This is a genomic window from Achromobacter marplatensis (genome assembly GCF_049060505.1).
Lineage (GTDB): Bacteria > Pseudomonadota > Gammaproteobacteria > Burkholderiales > Burkholderiaceae_B > Achromobacter > Achromobacter marplatensis_A.
Map to the genome: position 1 here is coordinate 33,744 of NZ_JBMGRB010000013.1, position 20,381 is coordinate 54,124.

Here is a 20,381-nt window from a genome sequence, read left to right on the forward strand (position 1 = left end):
TATAAGTGGGGACGATACCGCAAGACCTCTTCTCCTGCCCACCCACACGATCCGTGTCCGTTTCAAATACCGCTCCCACGCCGCACGCGCGTCGCGTGCTCTGCTTCCTGTTTTGGGTCGCGCTGACAATTTATGGCGTGGTGGCCATCGGGCTCCTGGGCGTGCGTTACTGGGTGTTGCCTCGCGTGGACCAATGGCGTCCCCAGATCGAGGCCTACGCCAGCCAGGCGTTGGGCGCCCGGGTTGCCATCGGCGGCATCCAGGCCAACTGGCAGGGGCTGAATCCCAAGCTTGATCTTACCGCCGTCCAGGTGTTCGATGACGAGGCTGCGCCGGTTTTGACACTGCCCTCCGTGTCGGCCGTGCTGGGGTGGCGCAGCATTCTGGCGTTGTCGCCCACCCTGGTGCGCCTGCGGGTGGAAAAACCTGAATTGACGCTGCGGCGCGATCCCGCGAACCATCTCTGGATCGCCGGGCAGGACATTGACCTGAACGCCAGCGACCACCAGTCCGACTTGAATCATCCGACATTGCGCTGGTTGGTCGCCCAGCGGGAATTGTTGATCCGCGATGCGACCATCGTCTGGCAGGACGATCTGCGCCAGGCGCCGGCGCTGACGCTGACCGGCGTCGATTTCCTGATGCGCAACGGCAGCCTGTCGCACCGCTTCGTGCTGCGGGGCTCGGCGGGCGACGCGTTGGCACGCAAGGTGGAAGTGCGCGGGGAATTCAACCGCAGCCTGTTCTCGGCCAATGCCGCAAATGCCGCAAACTGGAGCGGGCAGCTCTATGCCGAAGTGGATGACGTCGAACCGTTGGCCTGGTCGTCGTGGGTGAAACCGCCGCCGGTCGCGGGCCGGATAGCGGGCCGCGCGTGGTTGCAGCTGGATCGCGGCAAATTCACCGAACTGACGTCGGACGTCGCCGTCCGTGGCGTGGACTGGTCGGCCGGCAATGAGGGGCCCGCCGTCCGCGGCGGCTCGGCACAGTTCCGCATTCAGGGGCTGCCGGGAGACTTCATCCAGATTGACGACGTGCCGCTGGCGCGCAGCACGGGGGCGGCGGACGTTTCGGTCAAGGGGGCGGTGCAGCAATTGCGGGTCACGCTGCCCGGTGTGTTCGAAGAACCCACGCTGGCGGCGCGCGAACTGGCGCTGGATGCCCAGATCAAAGGCCCGAACGCGCAAGACTGGTTCGTGGACGTGGCCCAGCTGCACGTCGTCAACGACGACCTGGACGTGCGTTTGCAGGGCCAATGGCAGCGCGAAGGCAAGACGGCGGCGGGCAGCGTGGACATGCGCGGCACCATGGTGCGCGGCGCCATGCCCGCCATACATCGCTATTTGCCGCTGGAGGTTAATGCAGACGCCCGCGAGTGGTTGGCCACCGGCTTGCCGGCGGGGGAAATGCAGTCCGCCGCCATCACGCTTAAAGGCGACCTGGACGACTTCCCCTTCAATTCGCCGGGCGTCGGCGGGGAATTCGTCATTGCGGGCGCCTATGCCGGCGCCAAGGTCGATTACGCGCCGGCGCGTCCGCATCGCAAGGGGTGGCCCATGCTGGAAAACCTGTCGGGCAGTTTCCGTATCGACAAGGTGAGCCTGACGCTGGATAGCCCGGGCGGCGCCATTGCGCACACCGGGCCGGGCCAGACCGTCACTCTGGGCACCGTGACGGCGACGATTCCCGATATGGACCATAACGCCGAATTGCGGCTCGACGGCGAGATCTCGGGGCCCGTGCCGGCCTATCTGGCGATGGCGGCGAATTCGCCGTTGGGCGGGCTGCTGGATGGCGCCCTTGACGAGGCCCACGGCACAGGCGATTGGCGCATGCCGCTGAAGCTGAAAGTGCCGTTGCTGAACACGGACGATACCCAGGTCCAGGGACGTATCGTGTTCGCGGACAATGCCTTCACCTTCATGCCCGAAATGCCTTTGCTGAGCCAGATGCGCGGCGACCTTGAATTTTCGGAAAAGGGCGTGCAGGCAAAGGATATCCGCGCCCAGTTCCTGGGAGGTCCGGTCAAGATATTCGGCACGCTGGCGCAAAGTTCCGACGCCCTGCGTTTCGACGGCACGTTGACCGGCTCGGGGTTGTCGCAACTGAGCCATGCGCCCTCCATGTCGCGCTTTAGCGGCAAGGCGGCTTACCGGGGCCGGGTGGGCTACCAGAAAGGGGGAGCGGTCGAGATTTCGATGGAGTCCGACTTGGCCGGCATGGCGATCGATATGCCGGCGCCGGTCGGCAAGCCTGCGTCGTCGTCTCAGTTGCTGAAGCTGCAATGGGCCGCGGCGCAAGACCGCGGCGCCAAGGACCGCCGCTGGCTCACGGCCAGCCTGGGGGACAACGTCAATGCGCTGTTCGAACGCGATCCTGGCGATGCGGCGCCCTCCTACTTCGCGCGCGGCGCGCTAGGTATTGGCCGTCCTGCCAGCCTGCCTGAACGCGGGATGAGCCTGAACGCCAGCTTGCCGGAACTCGACCTGGACCGGTGGGAAACCGTGCTGGATGGGTTCGACACGCCTGCGGGCAAGGGCGGCGCCAAGAAGCCGGCGGCGAAAGCCGTTTTTCCGCAACCCGAACGCATCAGCCTGGCAGCCAGTTTGCTGCGCGCCAACAACTACACATTGAACGACCTGACGTTGTACGCCACGCGTCCGGGGCCGGCGCAGTGGCGCGTGGACATCGCGTCTCGCCAGGCGACGGGCGCATTGGAATGGCGAGAGGCATCGGGCGCGATCGCGGGCCAGATCACCGCGCGCATGAAGCACCTGTCGTTCGGGGGCGCCGATGACACCAACGAGGCGGACAAGGCCCTGGCCTCCAGCAACGACTTGTCTGATATCCCGGCGATCGACCTGCAAGCCAAGGAGTTCTTCCTGTACGGCAAGAATATGGGCGAACTTCAAGTGATTGGCACCAATCTGGAACGCGGCCGGCAATGGCGTCTGGACAAGCTGTCCATCACCAACGACGCCGCGAACCTGAACGCCACGGGCAATTGGCACCTGGAAGGACCCAACCGGGGGCTGTCCGTGGACGCCACGGCCAAGTTCGTCGACCTGGGAAAATTCATGACCCGGATCGGTTTCGAGAACATGGTGTCCGGCGGTGAAGGCTCGGCGGTCGGCAAGGCAACATGGCGCAATCTGCCATGGACCCACAATATCGCGGACGTGGCGGGCGAGGTCGATATCAGCCTGGACAAGGGCCGTTTCATGCATGTGAATTCCCGCACGGCGCGGCTGCTGGAGCTGCTATCGCTGCAATCGTTGCAGCGGTTGGCGCGCTTGGATGTGAATCCGACCAATCTGCTGCGCGACGGTTTCCCGTTCGACACCATCCGCGGGCGCGTGAAGATGGCGGACGGGCTGATGTCCACCGAAGGCTATAAGATCACCGGTCCCGTGGCCGCGATCGTCCTGGCGGGCGGCGTCAATATCATCCGCGAACGATGGGACTTGAAAGCGGTGGTGATCCCCAACCTGGACGCCAGCGGCGCGGCCATGGTGACGGCGCTGGCCGTGAACCCGCTGATCGGCCTGGGCGCGTTTGTCACGCAATGGCTGCTTAAGCAGCCGCTGGCGCGGGCCATGACCATGGAGTATTCGGTGACGGGCAACTGGGACGATCCCCAGATCGAGCCAATCGACGGGTCGGGCAAGGCGCCGGATAAACAGACGCCGCGGCCGGCCGGTTCGGAGGCGCCCCGCAACCGCATCCCCCAACATATCGAGCACTGAAGCCACTTACTTTTTGCCCATGAAAAAACCGCCTGACGGCGGTTTTTTCATGGGGCAAGACCGGTCTTACTTCTTCTTCATCATGTCGAAGAATTCGGCGTTGGTCTTGGTGGCGCGCATCTTGTCCAGGATGAATTCCATGGATTGCACTTCATCCATGTCGTGGATGAACTTGCGCAGCACCCAGACCTTTTGCAGCAGGTCGGGGGCGATCAGCAGTTCTTCGCGGCGGGTGCCCGACTTGTTCAGGTTGATCGACGGGTAGACGCGCTTTTCAGCCAGACGGCGCTCAAGGTGGACTTCGGAGTTACCCGTACCCTTGAACTCTTCGTAGATGACTTCGTCCATGCGGCTGCCGGTTTCGATCAGCGCCGTACCCAGGATGGTCAGCGAACCGCCTTCTTCCAGGTTACGGGCCGCGCCGAAGAAGCGCTTGGGGCGTTGCAGGGCGTTGGCGTCCACGCCGCCGGTCAGCACCTTGCCGGAGGCCGGCACCACGGTGTTGTAGGCGCGGGCCAGACGGGTGATCGAGTCCAGCAGGATCACGACGTCTTTCTTCATTTCGACCAGGCGCTTGGCCTTTTCGATGACCATTTCAGCCACTTGCACGTGACGGGTAGCGGGTTCGTCGAAGGTCGACGCCACCACTTCGCCGCGCACCGTGCGTTGCATTTCGGTCACTTCTTCCGGGCGTTCGTCGACCAGCAGGACGATCATGACCGCGTCGGGGTAGTTGGTGGTGATGGCATGCGCAATGTGCTGCATCATCACCGTCTTGCCCGACTTGGGGCTGGCGACGATCAGGCCGCGCTGGCCCATGCCGATCGGGGCGAAGACGTCCAGGATACGGCCGGTGAGGTTTTCTTCGCTCTTGATGTCGCGTTCAAGGCGCATCGTGCGGTTCGGGTGCAGCGGCGTCAGGTTCTCGAACATGATGCGATGCTTGATCGCTTCGGGCGCCACGCCGTTGACTTTGTCCACCTTGACCAGGGCGAAGTAGCGTTCGCCATCCTTCGGCGTGCGGACTTCACCTTCGATCGAGTCGCCGGTGTGCAGGTTGAAACGGCGGATCTGCGACGGCGAGATGTAGATGTCGTCCGTGCTGGCCAGATACGAGGTCTCGGGCGAGCGCAGGAAACCGAAGCCGTCGGGCAGGACTTCCAGCACGCCGTCGCCAAAAATCTGCTCGCCTTGCTTGGCGCGCCGTTTCATGATGGCGAACATCAATTCCTGCTTGCGCAGGCGGTTGGCGTTCTCGATTTCCAGGCCAGCGGCCATTTCCAGCAGCTGCGAGACATGCAGCGCCTTCAGTTCGTTGAGGTGCATCGCGGTGATTGGTGGGGGAAAAGTAAAGGAGGGCTCTGGCGGCGCGCCACGGACGGGCTCGCGCGGTCTTGAATGAGCGCCGCCTCCAGGGCGGCGCCTTCGTTCACAGCACGCAGTTTACAACGCGCCGTCCAGGAATGCGGTGAGTTGCGACTTCGACAGCGCGCCAACTTTGGTGGCGGCGGCTTGGCCGTCTTTAAAGAGCATAAGGGTCGGGATGCCGCGGATGCCATATTTGGTGGCGGTACCCTGGTTTTCGTCCACGTTCAGCTTCGCGATCGTCAGGCGACCCGCGTACTCGGTGGCGACTTCTTCCAGGATCGGGGCAATCATCTTGCAGGGGCCACACCAGGCAGCCCAGTAGTCCACCAGCACCGGCTGGCCGGATTTCAACACATCGGCATCGAAGCTTGCGTCACTGACGTTCTTGATTTGGTCGCTCATGATGGTGATTCTCGGTTCGGCAGCAAAAGGCGCGTAAAAAGGGACGCGCCTTGCCGTTGTTCTTGTATGTGGAATGGATTAAAGCATACCACTGTCAATAACAACAGGCATACCACTGTTAATAACAACAGGGTTTGCTGGTTTTGTGTAGGATGTTGCGGCGCAGTCGTCGTGATCCGGGTGATTGAACCCGGGCGCGCTGGCTGTGACTGTCATCATCCTACCGAATTCGGAGCTGGTCAGGTCGTGCGCATCCCACTGGGAGCCGCGCAGAATCTAGGCTTATCCGTAAAATGTCGGTTTTTTTCCACAGATGTTGGGGATAACTTGGCCACTCCACGTTACACCGAGGCGTCCATTCGCGTCCTGAAGGGGCTGGAGCCCGTGCGCCAGCGCCCGGGCATGTACACCCGCACCGAAAACCCGCTGCACGTCGTGCAAGAGGTCATTGATAACGCCGCAGACGAGGCCCTGGCCGGTTACGGCAAACAGATACAGGTCACGCTGCATATTGACGGCAGCGTGTCCGTCGAGGACGACGGGCGGGGCATTCCCGTCGGCCTGCACCCCGAAGAAGGGGCTCCCGTCGTGGAGCTGGTCTTCACGCGCCTGCATGCGGGCGGCAAGTTCGACAAGGCGGGCGGCGGGGCCTATGCGTTTTCCGGCGGCCTGCACGGCGTGGGCGTGTCCGTCACCAATGCGCTGTCCACCCGGCTCGAAGTGGTGGTGTGGCGCGACGGCGCGGTCAACCGGCTGGTATTCAAGGGCGGCGATGTCGCCGAACCGCTGGCGCCGTATGACCAGGGCGGGCGCAAGAAGTCGGGCACCCGCGTGCGTGTCTGGCCAGACGCGAAATACTTCGACAGCCCGAACATTCCGTTGGGCGAACTGACGCACCTGCTGCGCAGCAAGGCCGTGCTGCTGCCCGGCGTCAAGGTCACGCTGGTCAACGAGAAATCCGGCGACACCAAGACCTGGCAATACCAGGACGGCCTGCGCGGCTACCTGGCCGAGGCGCTGACCGGCGCTGAACTGATGGTGCCGTTCTTCGAAGGCCAGCAATACGCGGGCGCCGACCACGAAAACTTCGCCGAAGGCGAGGGCGCGCAATGGGTGGTGGCCTGGACCGAAGACAGCAACGCCGTGCGCGAGTCATACGTCAACCTGATTCCGACACCGGCCGGCGGCACCCACGAATCGGGGCTGCGCGAAGGCCTGTTCGGCGCGGTGAAAGGCTTTGCCGAATTGCACAGCCTGCTGCCCAAAGGCGTGAAGCTGCTGCCTGAAGACGTGTTCGCCCGCGCCAGCTTCGTGCTGTCGGCCAAGGTGCTGGACCCGCAATTCCAGGGGCAGATCAAAGAACGCCTGAACAGCCGCGACGCGGTGCGCCTGGTAGGCGGCTTTTCCAAGAGCGCGCTAGACCTGTGGCTGCACAGCAATGTGGAGTACGGCAAGAAGCTTGCTGAATTGGCGATCCGCCAAGCCCAGGCGCGCCAGCGTTCCGCGCAAAAGGTCGAAAAGCGCAAGAGTTCCGGCGTGGCGGTGTTGCCCGGCAAACTGACCGATTGCGAATCCAGCGACGCGACCCGCACCGAGGTCTTTCTGGTCGAGGGCGACTCTGCGGGCGGTTCCGCCAAGATGGGCCGCGACAAGGAATTCCAGGCCATCCTGCCGCTGCGAGGCAAAGTGCTGAATTCGTGGGAAGTGGATCGTGACCGTCTCTTCGCCAACAATGAAATCCACGACATTTCGGTCGCGATCGGCGTGGATCCCCACGGCCCCGGCGACACGCCGGACCTGTCGGGCCTGCGCTACGGCCGCATCTGCATCCTGTCGGACGCCGACGTCGACGGTTCGCACATCCAGGTCCTGCTGCTGACCTTGTTCTACAAGCACTTTCCCAAGCTCGTCGAAGCCGGAAACGTGTATGTGGCCAAGCCGCCGCTGTTTCGCCTGGACGTGCCGGCGCAGGGCAAGCGCCCGGCCCGCAAGATCTACTGCCTGGACGAAGGCGAGCTTGAAGCCGCGCAGGACAAACTGCGCAAGGAAGGCGTGCGGGAAGGCGCCTGGGCGGTCAGCCGCTTCAAGGGCCTGGGCGAAATGAACCCCGAGCAATTGTGGGAAACCACGATGAACCCGGACACGCGCCGCTTGCTGCCTGTGGGCTATGGCGACCAGACCCCCGAAGACACCACCCGCATGTTCGACATGCTGATGGGCAAGGGCGAATCGTCGCAACGCCGCGCCTGGATCGAAGAAAAGGGCAACCTGGCGGAGCTGGATATCTGATGACGTCCGCCATACCCGGCCAAACCCGGATGACCGTCGACATGACCGCCGACGACTACGCGGAATTCGCGGCCTACGTGTACAAACGGCCTGAATTGCGCCGCCGCCGGTACCGGTCCCATCTGCGTTTCGCGGTCCTGATGATCGTGGCCTTGCTGGCCTACCTGATCTGGCAGACCTGGGACGGCAAAGGGCCGGACTGGGGGCGGATACTGCCCGTGTACTTCGAGGGGCTGGCGGTGGGGCTGGGCATCCTGGCGCTGCTGGCGCTGGCCTACGAGTTCGCGCTGCCGCCGCTGGTCAAGATGAACACGCGGCGGATGCTGAAAAAGCAGCCCGATGACCTGTTTCTGGGCCGGCATCAGCTGGACTTCGGGGCCGAGGGCATCCTTGACACGACCGCCAGCGCCTCCGGGCGCATGGACTGGTCCGATATCCGTCGGGTTGAAGAAACCCCGCAGCATCTATACGTCATCCTGGGCACCTTGCAGGGCGTGATCATTCCCAAGCGCGGCCAGGACGCCGCTACGTTGGAGGCGGTGCGCGCGCAGTTGCGCGCGCATGTCGCCGATACGCAGCTGGCGCCGTCCGCTTGAGGCGCACTGACGCCGTTTCGATGAATTTGTCTACCTGAACCATCATGACCGACAGCAATCAACCCGGCTTATTCGACCCCACTCCGCCTGACGGCGATGGCGACGCCAACGCGGCCATCACGCTTGCGCGCTACGCCGAGCAGGCCTATCTGGACTACGCGGTTTCCGTTGTGCGCGGCCGCGCCTTGCCTGATGTAGGCGACGGGCAGAAGCCCGTGCAGCGCCGCATCCTGTTCGCCATGCAGGCCATGGGCCTTGCCGCAGGCGCCAAGCCCGTGAAGTCTGCGCGCGTCGTGGGCGACGTGCTTGGTAAATATCACCCGCACGGCGACCAGGCGGCCTACGACGCCATGGTGCGCATGGCGCAGGATTTTTCGCTGCGCTATCCGCTGATCGACGGCCAGGGCAACTTCGGTTCGCGCGACGGCGACAACGCCGCCGCGATGCGATACACCGAGGCCCGCCTGACGCCTATCGCCAAGCTGTTGCTGGACGAGCTGGACGAGGGCACGGTGGACTTCGTGCCCAACTACGACGGCAGCCAGCAAGAGCCGCAGATGCTGCCGGCCCGCTTGCCGGTGATGCTGCTGAACGGCGCGTCCGGTATCGCGGTCGGCATGGCCACTGAAATTCCGTCGCACAACCTGCGTGAAGTGGCCCAGGCGTGCGTGGCGCTGATCAAGCACCCGCAATTGCCGGACGCGGAGCTGCACGCCATGATCCCGGGCCCCGACTTCGCCGGCGGCGGCCAGATCATTACGCCCGCTGCGGATATCGCGCAGATCTATGGCGGGGGGCGAGGCTCGCTGAAAGTCCGCGCGCGCTGGCAGTTCGAGGAAATGGCGCGCGGCCAATGGCAACTGGTGATCACCGAACTGCCGCCGGGCACGTCGGGCCAGAAGGTCCTGGAAGAGATCGAGGAAATCACCAATCCCAAGGTCAAGTCGGGCAAGAAGAGCCTGACGCCCGAGCAGACGCAGGCCAAGGCGGTCATGCTGAACCTGCTGGACGCCGTTCGCGACGAATCCGGCAAGGATGCCGCGGTGCGTCTTGTCTTCGAACCGAAGACCTCGCGCGTGGACCGCGACGAATTCGTCAACACGCTGCTGGCGCAGACCAGCATGGAAAGCAGTTCGTCGATCAACCTGGTGTGCATTGGCACCGACGGCCGGCCGCGCCAGAAAGGCCTGCGCGACATCCTGGTCGAATGGGTGGCATTCCGCACCAACACGGTCGTGCGCCGCACGCGTTTCCGCCTGGACAAGGTCACCGACCGCATCCACGTGCTGGAAGGCCGCATGCTGGTCTACCTGAACGTGGACGAAGTCATCCAGACGATCCGCGAATCCGACGAGCCCCGCGCCGCGCTGATGGAACGCTTCAAGCTGTCGGAGCGCCAGGCCGAGGACATCCTGGAAATGCGCTTGCGCCAACTGGCCCGTCTTGAAGGCTTCAAGATCGAGCAGGAATTGGCCGATAAGCGCAAAGATCAGATCTCGTTGCAAGAGCTGCTGGACAATCCGGCGACGCTCAAGCGCCTGCTGATCAAGGAAATCGAGGCCGACGCCAAGCAGTACGGCGATGACCGCCGCACGCTGATCGAGACGGCCGAACGCGCCGTGCTTGAAACCAAGGTGCTGGACGAACCCGTCACCGTCGTCGTGTCGCAAAAGGGCTGGCTGCGCGCGCGCCAAGGCCACGGCCACGACGCCTCGCAATTCGGCTTCAAGCAGGGCGACGATCTTTACGGCGCCTTTGAATGCCGCACTACTGACACGCTGATCGCGATGGGCGACAACGGCCGGGTGTATTCCGTGCCGGTCGGCGGGCTGCCCTCGGCGCGTGGCGACGGCCAGCCGGTCACCACCATGATCGACCTGGAATCCGGCACGCGCATCGTGCATACCATCGCCGCGGCGCCCGATACGCGTTGGCTGCTGGCCACGCGCGGCGGCTACGGCTTTGCGGCGAAGCTGTCCGACATGGTCAGCCGCCAGCGCGCCGGCAAGCAATTCATCACGCTGGAAGCGGGCGATGAAATGCTGCGCCCGGTGCCGCTGTTCGACGGCGCCACGCAGTTGGCGTTGCTGTCGGCCAAGGGCAAGTTCCTGGTCTTCGGCCTGGACGAGTGCAAGTCGCTGTCCGGCGGCGGACGCGGCACGATCCTGATGGGCCTGGATGCCTCGGACAAATTGGACCAGACAGTGCCGATCGGCGCCCGTGGCCTGCGCGCCACGGGTATCTACCGCAACAAGGTCACCGAGGATATCTTGGTTGGCGATGCGCTGGCCCCTTATGTGGGCAAGCGCGCGCGCAAGGGACGCCAGTTGGATGTGCGCCCCAAACAGCCGGTGTTGTCGCCTGTGCTGGGGTGATGGCGCTTCAGAGACGCGATCGGGCCTTCGCCGATTGCGCCGATGGGCGATCAGGAAAGGGCGGGCCGGATGGCCCGCTTTTTTCTTGACCGGATTCGGGACATTGATATTTAATAGATAGATCAATCAGTCTATTAATAATCGATGCGCAAAACCGATCCCATCAAGCAGCAGGAACGCCGCCTCCACATCCTGGAGGCCGCGGCGCACTGCTTTGCCGAACACGGCTTCCATGCAACCTCGACCGCGCAGATCTGCAAGCGGGCCGCGATGAGCCCGGGCAACCTTTTCCATTACTACGCCAGCAAGGCCGACATCATCGAAGCGCTGATCGCCTCGGACACCGACGACATCCGGTCGCGGATGCGGGCTGCGGGCGCGGCGCCGGATGCGAGTCAAGCGCTGCGGGAGTGGGTGGACGGGCAATTGGCCCTGTATCAGGATCCCGCCTTTGTGCGCCTGGGGATGGAAGTGCTGGCCGAGGCAGTGCGCAACCCCCGTGTGCATGCTTTGGTGATGGCGAACGAGGCCGAGCGCAAGGCCGGCCTGTTGTCCTTGCTTGCGGCGGTCTGGAAAGGGCAGGACGCCCCAAGGCCGTTGGCGCAGATGGCGGACGCGCTGTTGCTGCTGCTTGATGGCGTCTACAGCCGGTCGGTGGTGGACCCCGCTTTTGGCGCCGAGGCTGCCGCCAGTTTGCTGGACCAGGCCCTGGAATGCAGTCTGCCTTCCGCCGCGACACCGCAAAACTCCGCGCCCCGGCGCCGCCCCGCCGCGAAGGGCCGCGCATGACCGCCGCCGTTCAATCCCATGCCGTCCCTCAAGCCCCCGACCGCCTGGCCCATGTAGACGCGTTGCGCGGCTTTGCGCTCTTCGGCATCCTGATCGTGAACATCGGTGTGTTCTCGTCGCCGTTCTATGGCGCAGGCATTACCGACCCGGCCTATTCCCGTCCGTTGGACGTGGCTGTGCGCTGGGTGATCGCATGGCTGTTCGAGACCAAGTTCTATCTGCTGTTTTCCTTCCTGTTCGGCTATAGCTTCACGTTGCAGATGGCGGCGGCCGAGCGTAGCCGGGCGGCCTTTGCGCCGCGCTTCCTGCGGCGGTTGGCCGGACTGGCGTTGTTGGGCGCGGCGCATGCCGTGCTGTTCTACCAAGGCGATATCCTGCTGACCTATGCGCTGCTGGGCCTGGGGTTGCTGCTTTGCCGCGGGATGGCGCCCAAGCGCGCGCTGCGCGTCGCGGTGTGGCTGATCGTACTGGCCGCGGCGGTTTGGGCCATTCTGGGGTTCTTGAGTTTCGTGGATCCCGTGCCCGCCGGCTACCAGGCGCTATACAAAGCGGAAGCGCTGGCTTCCATCGAAGCCTACCGTGGCACCATCGGCACGACGATCGCGCAGCACATCAAGGAATTGACCGAGACCGTCTGGTTCACGATCCTGTTCGTGCAGGGGCCGTTCGTCTTTGCGATGTTCCTGGTCGGCTATGCGCTGGGCAGGCGGGAGGCGTTGGCGAATCCTTGGCGGCAGCCCCGCGTGCTGGGTCTGCTGTGCGCCTTGGGGCTGCTGCCGGGGTTGGCCGGTTCGGCGTTGTATGCCACCGCGTCGCTACCCTTTGCCGGCGCTGCCTGGGAACTTCCCGGCTTGGCGGCGGACTTGCTGACCGCGCCGCTGCTAAGCATGTCTTACGCCGCCGCCTTCCTGCTGGCCCTGCGGACGCGGGCGCTTGGGTTCGTGGGTGTCTGGCTGGCGCCAGCGGGCCGGATGGCGCTGACCAACTATCTGATGCAGTCGGTCGTGTGCGCCGTCCTGTTCACGGGGTGGGGCTTGCGGCTGTTCGGGGCGGTGTCGCCGCTGACCGCCACCGGCATCGCGGTGGCCATTTTTGCGGCGCAGCTGCCGTTGTCCGCCTGGTGGCTGCGCCGGCATGCCTATGGCCCGGTGGAATGGTTCCTGCGCGCGCTGACCATCGGGGCGTTGCCGCCCTGGCGCCGGCCACGCGCGCAGTGATCACGCCGATCGGGCGCGCAGCCGCCCGATCGCGGCGCCGCCGTCCCGCCTGCCTTGCCGCATCCACATCCCGGCCAACAGCAGTAACGCGGGCAGGTAAACCCAATGGTCCGACCAGCGCTGCGGATTCGGCGCTTTCACTTCCAGCACGTCCCAGCCTTGCTCCCAGCCCGAGCGTTGGGCGCGGCTGCCGAACCGGACGCCGCCGATCTGGGTCTGGTCGCCCAGGCTCATCAACGTCACTCCGGCCTCGGCCAAGCGCCGGCGTCCGGCGTCTGGCGCCTGGGCGCCCGTCTCCAGCGCCGGCAGGGCGACGGCGACGGTCTTGGTCAGCTCATCGCCTTCCAGATTGATTCCCCGCAACACCACGGTCAGGCGGCCGTTGTCCGGTAGTGCGCCGGCGATGGCCAGCATGTCGGTGGCGGGACGGCTTTCGTATTGCGGCGCCAGGTGGTCCATGAACCAATCGGGACGGAACAGCATGAACGTCGCAAGCAGCAGTACGCCTACTTCGGCCCAGGTGCAGCGCGTGCGGAACCACCGCATGGTGGCCGCCGCGAAGGTCAAGGAGGCCAACGTCGCGCCCGCCACGACCAGCGCCAGTTCCCAGCCGTAGTTGACGTCGATCAGCAGCAGGGTCGGATTGAACACGAACATGAACGGCAAAATGGCGGTGCGCGCGGCGTAGGTCACTCCCTGGATGCCGGTCTTGATGGGGTCTTCCCCCGATATTGCCGCCGCCGCGAACGTGGCCAGGCCTACGGGCGGCGTGATATCGGCCATGATGCCGTAATAGAACACGAACATATGCACGGCGATCAGCGGGATGACCAGGCCGTTTTGCGCGCCCAGTTCCACGACGACCGGCGCCATCAAGGTCGCCATCAGGATGTAGTTCGCGGTCGTGGGCATGCCCAGGCCCAGGACCAGGCAGACCAGCGCCGTGAAGATCAGCATCAGCAGCACGTTGCCCATCGACACCAGTTCGACGAAGGCGGTCATGCGCAGGCCCAGGCCGGTCAACGTGATGGCGCCGACGATCAGGCCGGCCGTGCCGCACGCGATCGCGATGCCGATCATGTTGCGCGCGCCATCCTGCAGGCCGCCGATGGCGTCACGCCAGCCCTGGCGCCATGCCGGGGCCGCTTCCTGCTTGCGGAACCAGGCGATCAGTGGGCGCTGCGTCACCATCTGGAACAGCATCGCCATTGCCGCCCAGAAAGCGGAGAGGCCTGCGGACAGTTCCTCCACGCTCAGGCACCACACCAGGATGCCGATCGGGATCAGGAAATACAGCCCGGCGCGCACGGTGGGCCAAGGCTGGGGCCGCACGGGATGATTGACGTCGATGTCCTGCGGCAGGTCAGGATGCGCCGCGGCGACGCGCAGCAGCCACAGGTAGAGCGCCGCCAGTATCGCCAGCAGCACCCAGATGGCCGCGGCGCCCGCCAGCGCCTGCACGCCGGTGCCAATCCAATAGGCCGCACCCATCACCAGCAGCGTGCCGCTGATGCCCATGCCCCATCCCGCCAGTTTCTGCAGCGGCGTGCGCGCGGGCCCTGCGGCCATCATCGGTTGGATGCCCAACTTCAGCGCTTCAAGATGGACGATGTAGAACAGTGCGATGTAGGAGATCGAGGCTGGCAGGATCGCGTGGCGGATGATGTCCGTGTAAGGGATGCCGACGTATTCGATCATCAGGAAGGCGGCCGCGCCCATGACCGGAGGCATGATCTGGCCGTTGACGGATGATGCGGTCTCGATCGCGCCGGCCCGCACGCCGCCATAGCCGGCCTTCTTCATGAGGGGGATCGTGAAGATGCCGCCGGTGACCACATTGGCCACCGACGATGCAGACACCAGGCCGTTGACCGCGGATGACACGACGGCCACCTTGGCCGGCCCGCCTCGCAGATGACCCAACAGCGCGAACGAGACCTGCATCATGTAATTGCCCGCGCCGCACTTGTCCAGCAGTGAGCCCAGCAGCACGAAAATGAAGATGTACGAGACCGACACGCCCAGCGCCACGCCATACACGCCTTCGGTGGTCAGCCACATGTGCGACATCAGGCGTTCGAGCGACGCGCCGCGGTGGGCCAGCACGTCGGGCAGCCAGGGGCCCGCCAGGGCATAGGCCACGAACACCAGTCCCAGCACGGTCATGGGCAGGCCGAGCGCGCGACGCGTCACTTCCAGCAGCAGCGCCAGGCCGATCACCGCCGTTGCCACATCCATCGGCGTGGGCTGTCCGGGGCGGCCGGCCAATTCGTTATAGAAGACGTACAGATAGCTGCCGCAAAAGCCGGCGGCCAGCGCCAGGACCCAGTCATACCAGGGCATGCGGTCGCGCGCGGACCGTTTGCTGGCCGGATACGCCAAATAGCCCAGGAACATCGCAACGCCCAGATGCAGCGCGCGCGCCTCGGTGTCGTTGAAGATGCCCCAATTGAACGAGAACGGCAGCGGCGACGCATACCAGAGTTGGAAGAAGGACCAGATCAGCGCGCCCGCGGCCAGCGTGGCGCCGGCGACACCGCCCACGTTGCGGCCGCCGCGGTCGGCGTCGGCGACAAGCTGTTCCAGGTCCGGGGCCGGCGTGTGCGGCTCTTTTGTCATGAAATTCCCCTACGTATCATGGCGCGCGCCGGCAGAGCGGCGCGCGATGCGTCCAAGCGCGCAGCGCGCGCGCTGGCCGAAGGCTTTACAGCAGGCCCTTTTCCTTGAAGTACTTTTCAGCCCCGGGATGCAGCGGCGCCGACAAGCCGTTCTTCACCATGTCCGCCGGCTTCAGGTTGGCGAATGCCGGATGCAGCTTCTTGAAGTCGTCGAAGTTGTCGAACACGGCTTTGACCACCGTGTAGACCGTAGCGTCCGGCACGTCGGCCGACGTGACGAACGTGGCCGTGACGCCATACGTCTTGGTTTCGGCGGGGTTGTTCGGATACAGCCCGGCCGGGATCGTGGCGTGGGCGTAGTACGGGTACTTTTCGACCAGCTTGTCCACCGCCGGGCCGGTCAGCGAGACCAGCTTGGCGCCGCAGCTGGTGGTGGGGTCCTGGATGTTGGCCGACGGGTGGCCCACGCCGTAGAAGAAGCCGTCGATCTTGCCGTCGCACACGGCGGAACCGTGTTCGTCGGGGCGCAGTTCCGAGGCCAGCGAGAAGTCCTTCAGCGTCCAGCCCATGGTGGCCAACAGCTCCTCCATCGACGCGCGCGTGCCCGAGCCCGGGTTGCCGACGTTGAAGCGCTTGCCCTTCAAATCCTCGAAGCGCGTGATGTTCGCGTCTTTGCGGGTGACGACGGTGAAGGGTTCAGGGTGAAGAGAGAATACGGACCGCAATTTCGGATAGGGCCCGGCTTGCTTGAATTGGCCTTCGCCGTTGTAGGCGTTGAAGCCGACGTCGGATTGCACGACGCCCAGGTCGAGTTCGCCTGCCTTGATGGTGTTGGCGTTGAACACCGAGCCGCCGGTGGATTCCACCGAACAGCGGATGCCGTGCGTGGCGCGGTCCTTGTTGACCAGGCGGCAAATGGCGCCACCCGCGGCATAGTAGACGCCGGTGACGCCGCCTGTGCCGATGCTGACGAACTTTTGTTGGGCGGCGGCGGGCGCCGACGCCATGGACAGCAATGCCGTGGCCAAGCCTGCCGCAGCAAGCGTCCAGGCGTTGCGATGGCCCAAGGGATGTTTGACGGACGTGGTCATGCAAACTCCTTATGGGGTTTTTCCCCGTGATTTGCCGGTCTTTGCCGGCGGTCGGGCCGCCCCGCGAGCCTGCGGGACGTCCTGTGCGAATCATCACGTGCCCGCAAGGCGGGCGGCGCGCGGCGGATCCCCCCGCCGCGCGTGCAGGCGGGCGCTAGGCGCGGGCCTGCGCAATGGCGGCGTCGATGGCGCCAGCCAGGCGTTCGGTCAGTTGGTCCAGTTCGTCGTCGGAGATGATGAAGGGCGGAGCCAGCAACACGTGGTCGCCCTGGCGGCCATCGATGGTCCCGCCCATCGGGTAGACCATCAGGCCGCGGGCCATGGCTTCGCGCTTGATCCGCGCGTGCAGCGTCAAGGCGGGGTCGAATGTCTGCTTCGTGCCACGGTCCTGCACCAGTTCGATACCCATGAACAGGCCGCGGCCGCGGATATCGCCCACGTGCGGATGCTCGCCCAGGGCGTGTTCCAGCCGCTGGCGCAAGCCCGCGCCTTGTTCGCGCACCCGCGCCAGCAGGTTGTCGCGCCGAATCACGTCCTGCACGGCGAGCGAGGCGGCGCAAGCGATAGCGTGGCCCAGATAGGTGTGGCCATGTTGGAAGAACCCGCTGCCTTGCTGCATGGCGTCCACGATGCGCTGCTGCGCCATCACGGCGCCAATCGGCTGGTACCCGCCGCCCAGGCCCTTGGCGATGGTGATCAGGTCGGGGACGATGCCTTCCTGCTCTACGGCGTAGAGCGTGCCGGTGCGGCCCATGCCGCACATCACTTCATCGGCGATGAGCAGCACGCCGTGGCGGTCGCACACTTCGCGGATCCGGCGGAAATAGCCGGGCACGGCCGTCACGGCGCCAGAGGTTGCTCCAACCACGGGCTCGGCCACGAAAGCCATCACCGTGCCGGCGCCCAGTTTTTCAAAGGTCTGGTCCAGTTCGTCGGCCAGGCGCTTGCCGTATTGCTCGGCGCTTTCGTCCGGGCGCTGGTCGCGGTAGGCGTAGCAGGGCGAGACGTGTTCCACGTCGATCAGCAGCGGCGCGAATTGCGCACGGCGCCAGGCGTTGCCGCCCACCGCCAATGCACCCAGCGTGTTGCCGTGGTAGCTCTGGCGCCGCGCCACGATATGACGGCGTTCCGGCTGGCCGGTTTCCACAAAGTACTGGCGCGCCATCTTCAACGCCGCTTCCACGGCTTCGGAGCCGCCCGACACGAAATAGGCGTGTGAAATGCCCTCGGGGGCATCGGCCACCAGGCGGTCGGCCAACTGCTCGGCGACTTCAGTCGTGAAAAAGCTGGTGTGGGCGTAAGCCAGCGCGTCGATTTGCGCGTGCATGGCGGCCTGGACGTCGGGGTGATTGTGCCCCAGGCAGGAAACCGCCGCGCCGCCTGATCCGTCGAGATAGGCGCGGCCGGCGCTGTCGTGGATCCACACGCCCTGGCCGTGGACGGCGACGGGCGGCGTTTGGCGTAACGATCGATGCAAGACGTGGGTTGGGCTCATGGCAATTCCGCGATGCGTGGTAGAGGGGGATGGAAGGGCGGTGAACCCGGACGCCGCGAGGCGGGAGCGGTCCAGTAGACGTTGTCGGTGCGCAGCCGTGCTTCGACTTCCGTCAGGCGATTCAGGACGTCGGCGCCGCCGCGGGCTGTCAGGCGCGCAATCAGGTGTTCGGCCAGGCCCAGCAGGCCTGCGGTGGTGTGGAAGAACGACCCCGGCCCATGCCGCGCGGGCCGCGCCTGGACGCCGTCGCGGTCGGGCGGCGCAAAGCGCAGCGTGTGCCGGGCTTCGACAGCCAGCGGCGACAGCGGGTCGTCGGTCAGCGCGATCAGCGCGACGCCGCGTTGGGCGGCTTGGCGCGCCAGTTGCACCGTGGCCGTGGGGTAGGGGGCCTGCGAGATAACGATCAGCGCGTCGCCAGCGTCCAGATTGTCGGCCTGCTCGGCAGGCGCGCCGCCCAGGCCGTCGATAAGCACGCTGTTGCGGCGCACCAGCTGATACGCGTAGCGCATCTGGAACGCGATGCCAAACGCCGACCGGGTGCCCAGGAATCCGACCTGGCGGGCGTTCAGCAGGGTCTGCACGGCAGCGTCGAACGCGCCCGGCGGATTCAAGGTGCAGACCGAACTCATGGCCTGAATCTGGTAGTCGGTCAGTACGTCGTGGCCAGGGGCGCCGGGCGAATCCGGGGCGTCGGCGGCGGCCTGCAGGGCCGCGGCGCGGTCGCGCAGCCCGGGATTGGCCGGACTTGCAAGCGCCTGCTGGAACGGTTGCCGGAAATCCTCGTAGCTGGCATAGCCAATCGCGCGCGCCAGACGCAACATGGTGGCGGGCGCCACGCCCAGCGCCTGGGCCTGCCGGCGCATGGACCACAAGCCGACTTCGGCGGGGTGTGCCACGACCCAGTGCGCCGCGCGTTGCAGTTCGGGCGGCAGCGACTCCAGTTTTTCCTGGAGTATCTGGGCGATATGGGAGGGCAGGGGCATGGCTTACCGGGTCATAAAAAACAAATGATAGATCCTGTTCTTTGTAAAAAACATATGTTTTATATCGGGATTTACACTAAGAGGCGCGATGGGCGCCATCCCGGGGGAAGCCACGTCAAGTCCGCCAATCCTGCGGTCATCTTCTGCAATTCCGTGTTTATTTATTTACATCATGCAGGGCGATTTTTGTTTGACTCGAATAAATCGTGCGCATATCATTCGTGTAGAAATCAATTTGACCGAACCCTTATTTCCATGAACAGCCCCGCGCATTCCGATCCGACACAGCAGTACGACCTGCGTATCTTGCGAGCCCTGCGCCGCATTACGCGTTCGATCGCACTGCACTCGCGCCAGTTGTCCGCGGTCAGCCACATCACCGCGCCCCAACTGATGTGCTTGCGCACGGTGATGGCCAACGGCCCGATGACGGCCACCGCCATCAGCCGCGAGATGCACGTCAGCCCGAGCACGGTGGTCGGCATCCTGGATCGCCTGGAAGACAAAGGGTTCATCCGCCGGGAACGCGGGCGTGAAGACCGCCGCATCGTCTTTGTCACGGCCACCGACGCCGGCCGCGAATTGGCGCAGGGCGCGCCGTCGCCGCTGCAGAAGCATCTGGCTGACGCGCTGAACGCCTTGCCGGAACTCGAGCAAGCCACGATCACGTTGTCGCTGGAACGCATCGTGGCGCTGATGGAGCAAGAAGGCCAGGCCGTCGCCGCGGAACCGCATGGCGACGTGTCGTCGCCCATCCTTGAAGTGCCCACGGGCGGGGCACCCCCAGAATCGGGAATCGTTGCATGAAGACAGTCGAACTGGATACACCTACTCTCTCAAGTGCCGTGGCGCCGGCGGTTCGCGCGCAGACCCATACGATGCGTCTGCCCAATCGCAAAGACGGCGCCGCCATTCACCGCCTCATTGCCGAGTGCCCGCCACTCGACCTGAATTCCCTCTATGCCTATTTGCTCCTGTGCGAGCAATTCAGCGACACCTGCGTTATCGCCGAAAGTGCCGGCGGACGTATCGACGGTTTTATCTCCGCTTATGTGATCCCGGCCCGGCCCGACGTGTTGTTCGTCTGGCAGGTCGCGGTGCACGCCCGCGCACGCGGCCACCGGTTAGGCCGCGCCATGCTTCGCGAACTCTTGCAACGCAAGCAGCTCGCGCATGTTCGTCATCTTGAAACCACGGTGGGGCCTGACAACCAGGCATCGCGCCGCAGCTTCACCGGCCTGGCCGGCGAGCTTGGCGCCCACGTATCCGAGCAGCCGTTCTTCGACCGGCAACTGTTCGGGGGCGCGGACCATGACGACGAGATGTTGTTGAGGATAGGCCCGTTCGCATTGCCTGCCCCGTAGGGCGGCGCAACCCCAGCGGACTTATCGAAATACCGGGATGGCTTTGCC

At 65.0% G+C, this 20,381-nt stretch carries 14 protein-coding genes; 8 read left to right on the top strand and 6 right to left on the bottom strand.

The window, feature by feature from the left end; translation table 11 throughout:
- The first annotated feature begins 53 nt into the window (after positions 1-53).
- The gene (locus tag ACI0FO_RS26360; RefSeq protein ID WP_416031597.1) at positions 54-3,746 is read left to right on the top strand and encodes a YhdP family protein; all 3,693 of its coding nucleotides are present in this window, start codon (positions 54-56) and stop codon (positions 3,744-3,746) included.
- Between the two features lie 66 nt (positions 3,747-3,812).
- Here ACI0FO_RS26360 and rho read toward each other — a convergent pair whose 3' ends face one another.
- Positions 3,813-5,072, bottom strand: a complete 1,260-nt coding sequence (gene rho / locus ACI0FO_RS26365) for a transcription termination factor Rho (RefSeq protein ID WP_006218533.1) — start codon at positions 5,070-5,072, stop codon at positions 3,813-3,815.
- A 117-nt stretch (positions 5,073-5,189) separates the two neighbouring features.
- A complete protein-coding gene (gene trxA / locus ACI0FO_RS26370) occupies positions 5,190-5,516 on the bottom strand; it encodes a thioredoxin TrxA (RefSeq protein WP_006218534.1) in 327 nt (108 codons plus the stop codon).
- Between the two features lie 327 nt (positions 5,517-5,843).
- On the opposite strand from trxA, the gene parE reads away from it, so the two are divergent.
- The 5 genes from parE (at position 5,844) to ACI0FO_RS26395 (ending at position 12,782) form a co-directional block, all read left to right on the top strand.
- A complete protein-coding gene (gene parE, locus ACI0FO_RS26375; protein WP_310033256.1) occupies positions 5,844-7,805 on the top strand; it encodes a DNA topoisomerase IV subunit B in 1,962 nt (653 codons plus the stop codon).
- On the top strand, positions 7,805-8,401 hold the full coding sequence (locus ACI0FO_RS26380) for a YcxB family protein (protein ID WP_416031598.1): 597 nt from the start codon (positions 7,805-7,807) through the stop codon (positions 8,399-8,401). The genes parE and ACI0FO_RS26380 overlap by 1 nt, the downstream gene beginning before the upstream one ends.
- Before the next feature lie 44 nt (positions 8,402-8,445).
- Positions 8,446-10,776 carry a DNA topoisomerase IV subunit A gene (gene parC / locus ACI0FO_RS26385; protein WP_416031599.1) on the top strand — a complete coding sequence of 777 codons (2,331 nt, stop codon included), beginning with the start codon at positions 8,446-8,448 and terminating at the stop codon, positions 10,774-10,776.
- A gap of 144 nt (positions 10,777-10,920) precedes the next feature.
- Positions 10,921-11,565 (top strand): TetR/AcrR family transcriptional regulator, encoded by a 645-nt coding sequence (locus ACI0FO_RS26390; protein WP_416031600.1) that lies wholly within the window; start codon positions 10,921-10,923, stop codon positions 11,563-11,565.
- A complete protein-coding gene (locus ACI0FO_RS26395) occupies positions 11,562-12,782 on the top strand; it encodes a DUF418 domain-containing protein (RefSeq protein WP_416031601.1) in 1,221 nt (406 codons plus the stop codon). The genes ACI0FO_RS26390 and ACI0FO_RS26395 overlap by 4 nt, the downstream gene beginning before the upstream one ends.
- Here the strand turns inward: ACI0FO_RS26395 and ACI0FO_RS26400 are convergent, their stop codons facing one another.
- The 4 genes from ACI0FO_RS26400 to ACI0FO_RS26415 all read right to left on the bottom strand — a co-directional run bounded on the left by ACI0FO_RS26400 (position 12,783) and on the right by ACI0FO_RS26415 (position 18,969).
- Positions 12,783-15,401 carry a TRAP transporter permease gene (locus ACI0FO_RS26400; RefSeq protein ID WP_416031602.1) on the bottom strand — a complete coding sequence of 873 codons (2,619 nt, stop codon included), beginning with the start codon at positions 15,399-15,401 and terminating at the stop codon, positions 12,783-12,785.
- Between the two features lie 85 nt (positions 15,402-15,486).
- Positions 15,487-16,491, bottom strand: coding sequence for a TAXI family TRAP transporter solute-binding subunit (locus ACI0FO_RS26405; protein ID WP_416031603.1), 1,005 nt, complete (start codon positions 16,489-16,491; stop codon positions 15,487-15,489).
- Between the two features lie 154 nt (positions 16,492-16,645).
- Positions 16,646-17,986 (bottom strand): aspartate aminotransferase family protein, encoded by a 1,341-nt coding sequence (locus ACI0FO_RS26410; protein ID WP_416031604.1) that lies wholly within the window; start codon positions 17,984-17,986, stop codon positions 16,646-16,648.
- Positions 17,983-18,969 (bottom strand): MurR/RpiR family transcriptional regulator, encoded by a 987-nt coding sequence (locus tag ACI0FO_RS26415; protein WP_416031605.1) that lies wholly within the window; start codon positions 18,967-18,969, stop codon positions 17,983-17,985. The genes ACI0FO_RS26410 and ACI0FO_RS26415 overlap by 4 nt, the downstream gene beginning before the upstream one ends.
- Before the next feature lie 255 nt (positions 18,970-19,224).
- Here ACI0FO_RS26415 and ACI0FO_RS26420 point away from each other — a divergent pair, with 255 nt between their 5' ends.
- Both ACI0FO_RS26420 and ectA read left to right on the top strand, forming a co-directional pair.
- A complete protein-coding gene (locus tag ACI0FO_RS26420; protein ID WP_416031606.1) occupies positions 19,225-19,776 on the top strand; it encodes a MarR family winged helix-turn-helix transcriptional regulator in 552 nt (183 codons plus the stop codon).
- Entirely contained in the window at positions 19,773-20,333 is a 561-nt protein-coding gene (ectA, locus tag ACI0FO_RS26425; protein ID WP_416031607.1) for a diaminobutyrate acetyltransferase, read from the top strand. Before ACI0FO_RS26420 ends, ectA begins: the two co-directional genes overlap by 4 nt.
- Positions 20,334-20,381: the final 48 nt, after the last annotated feature.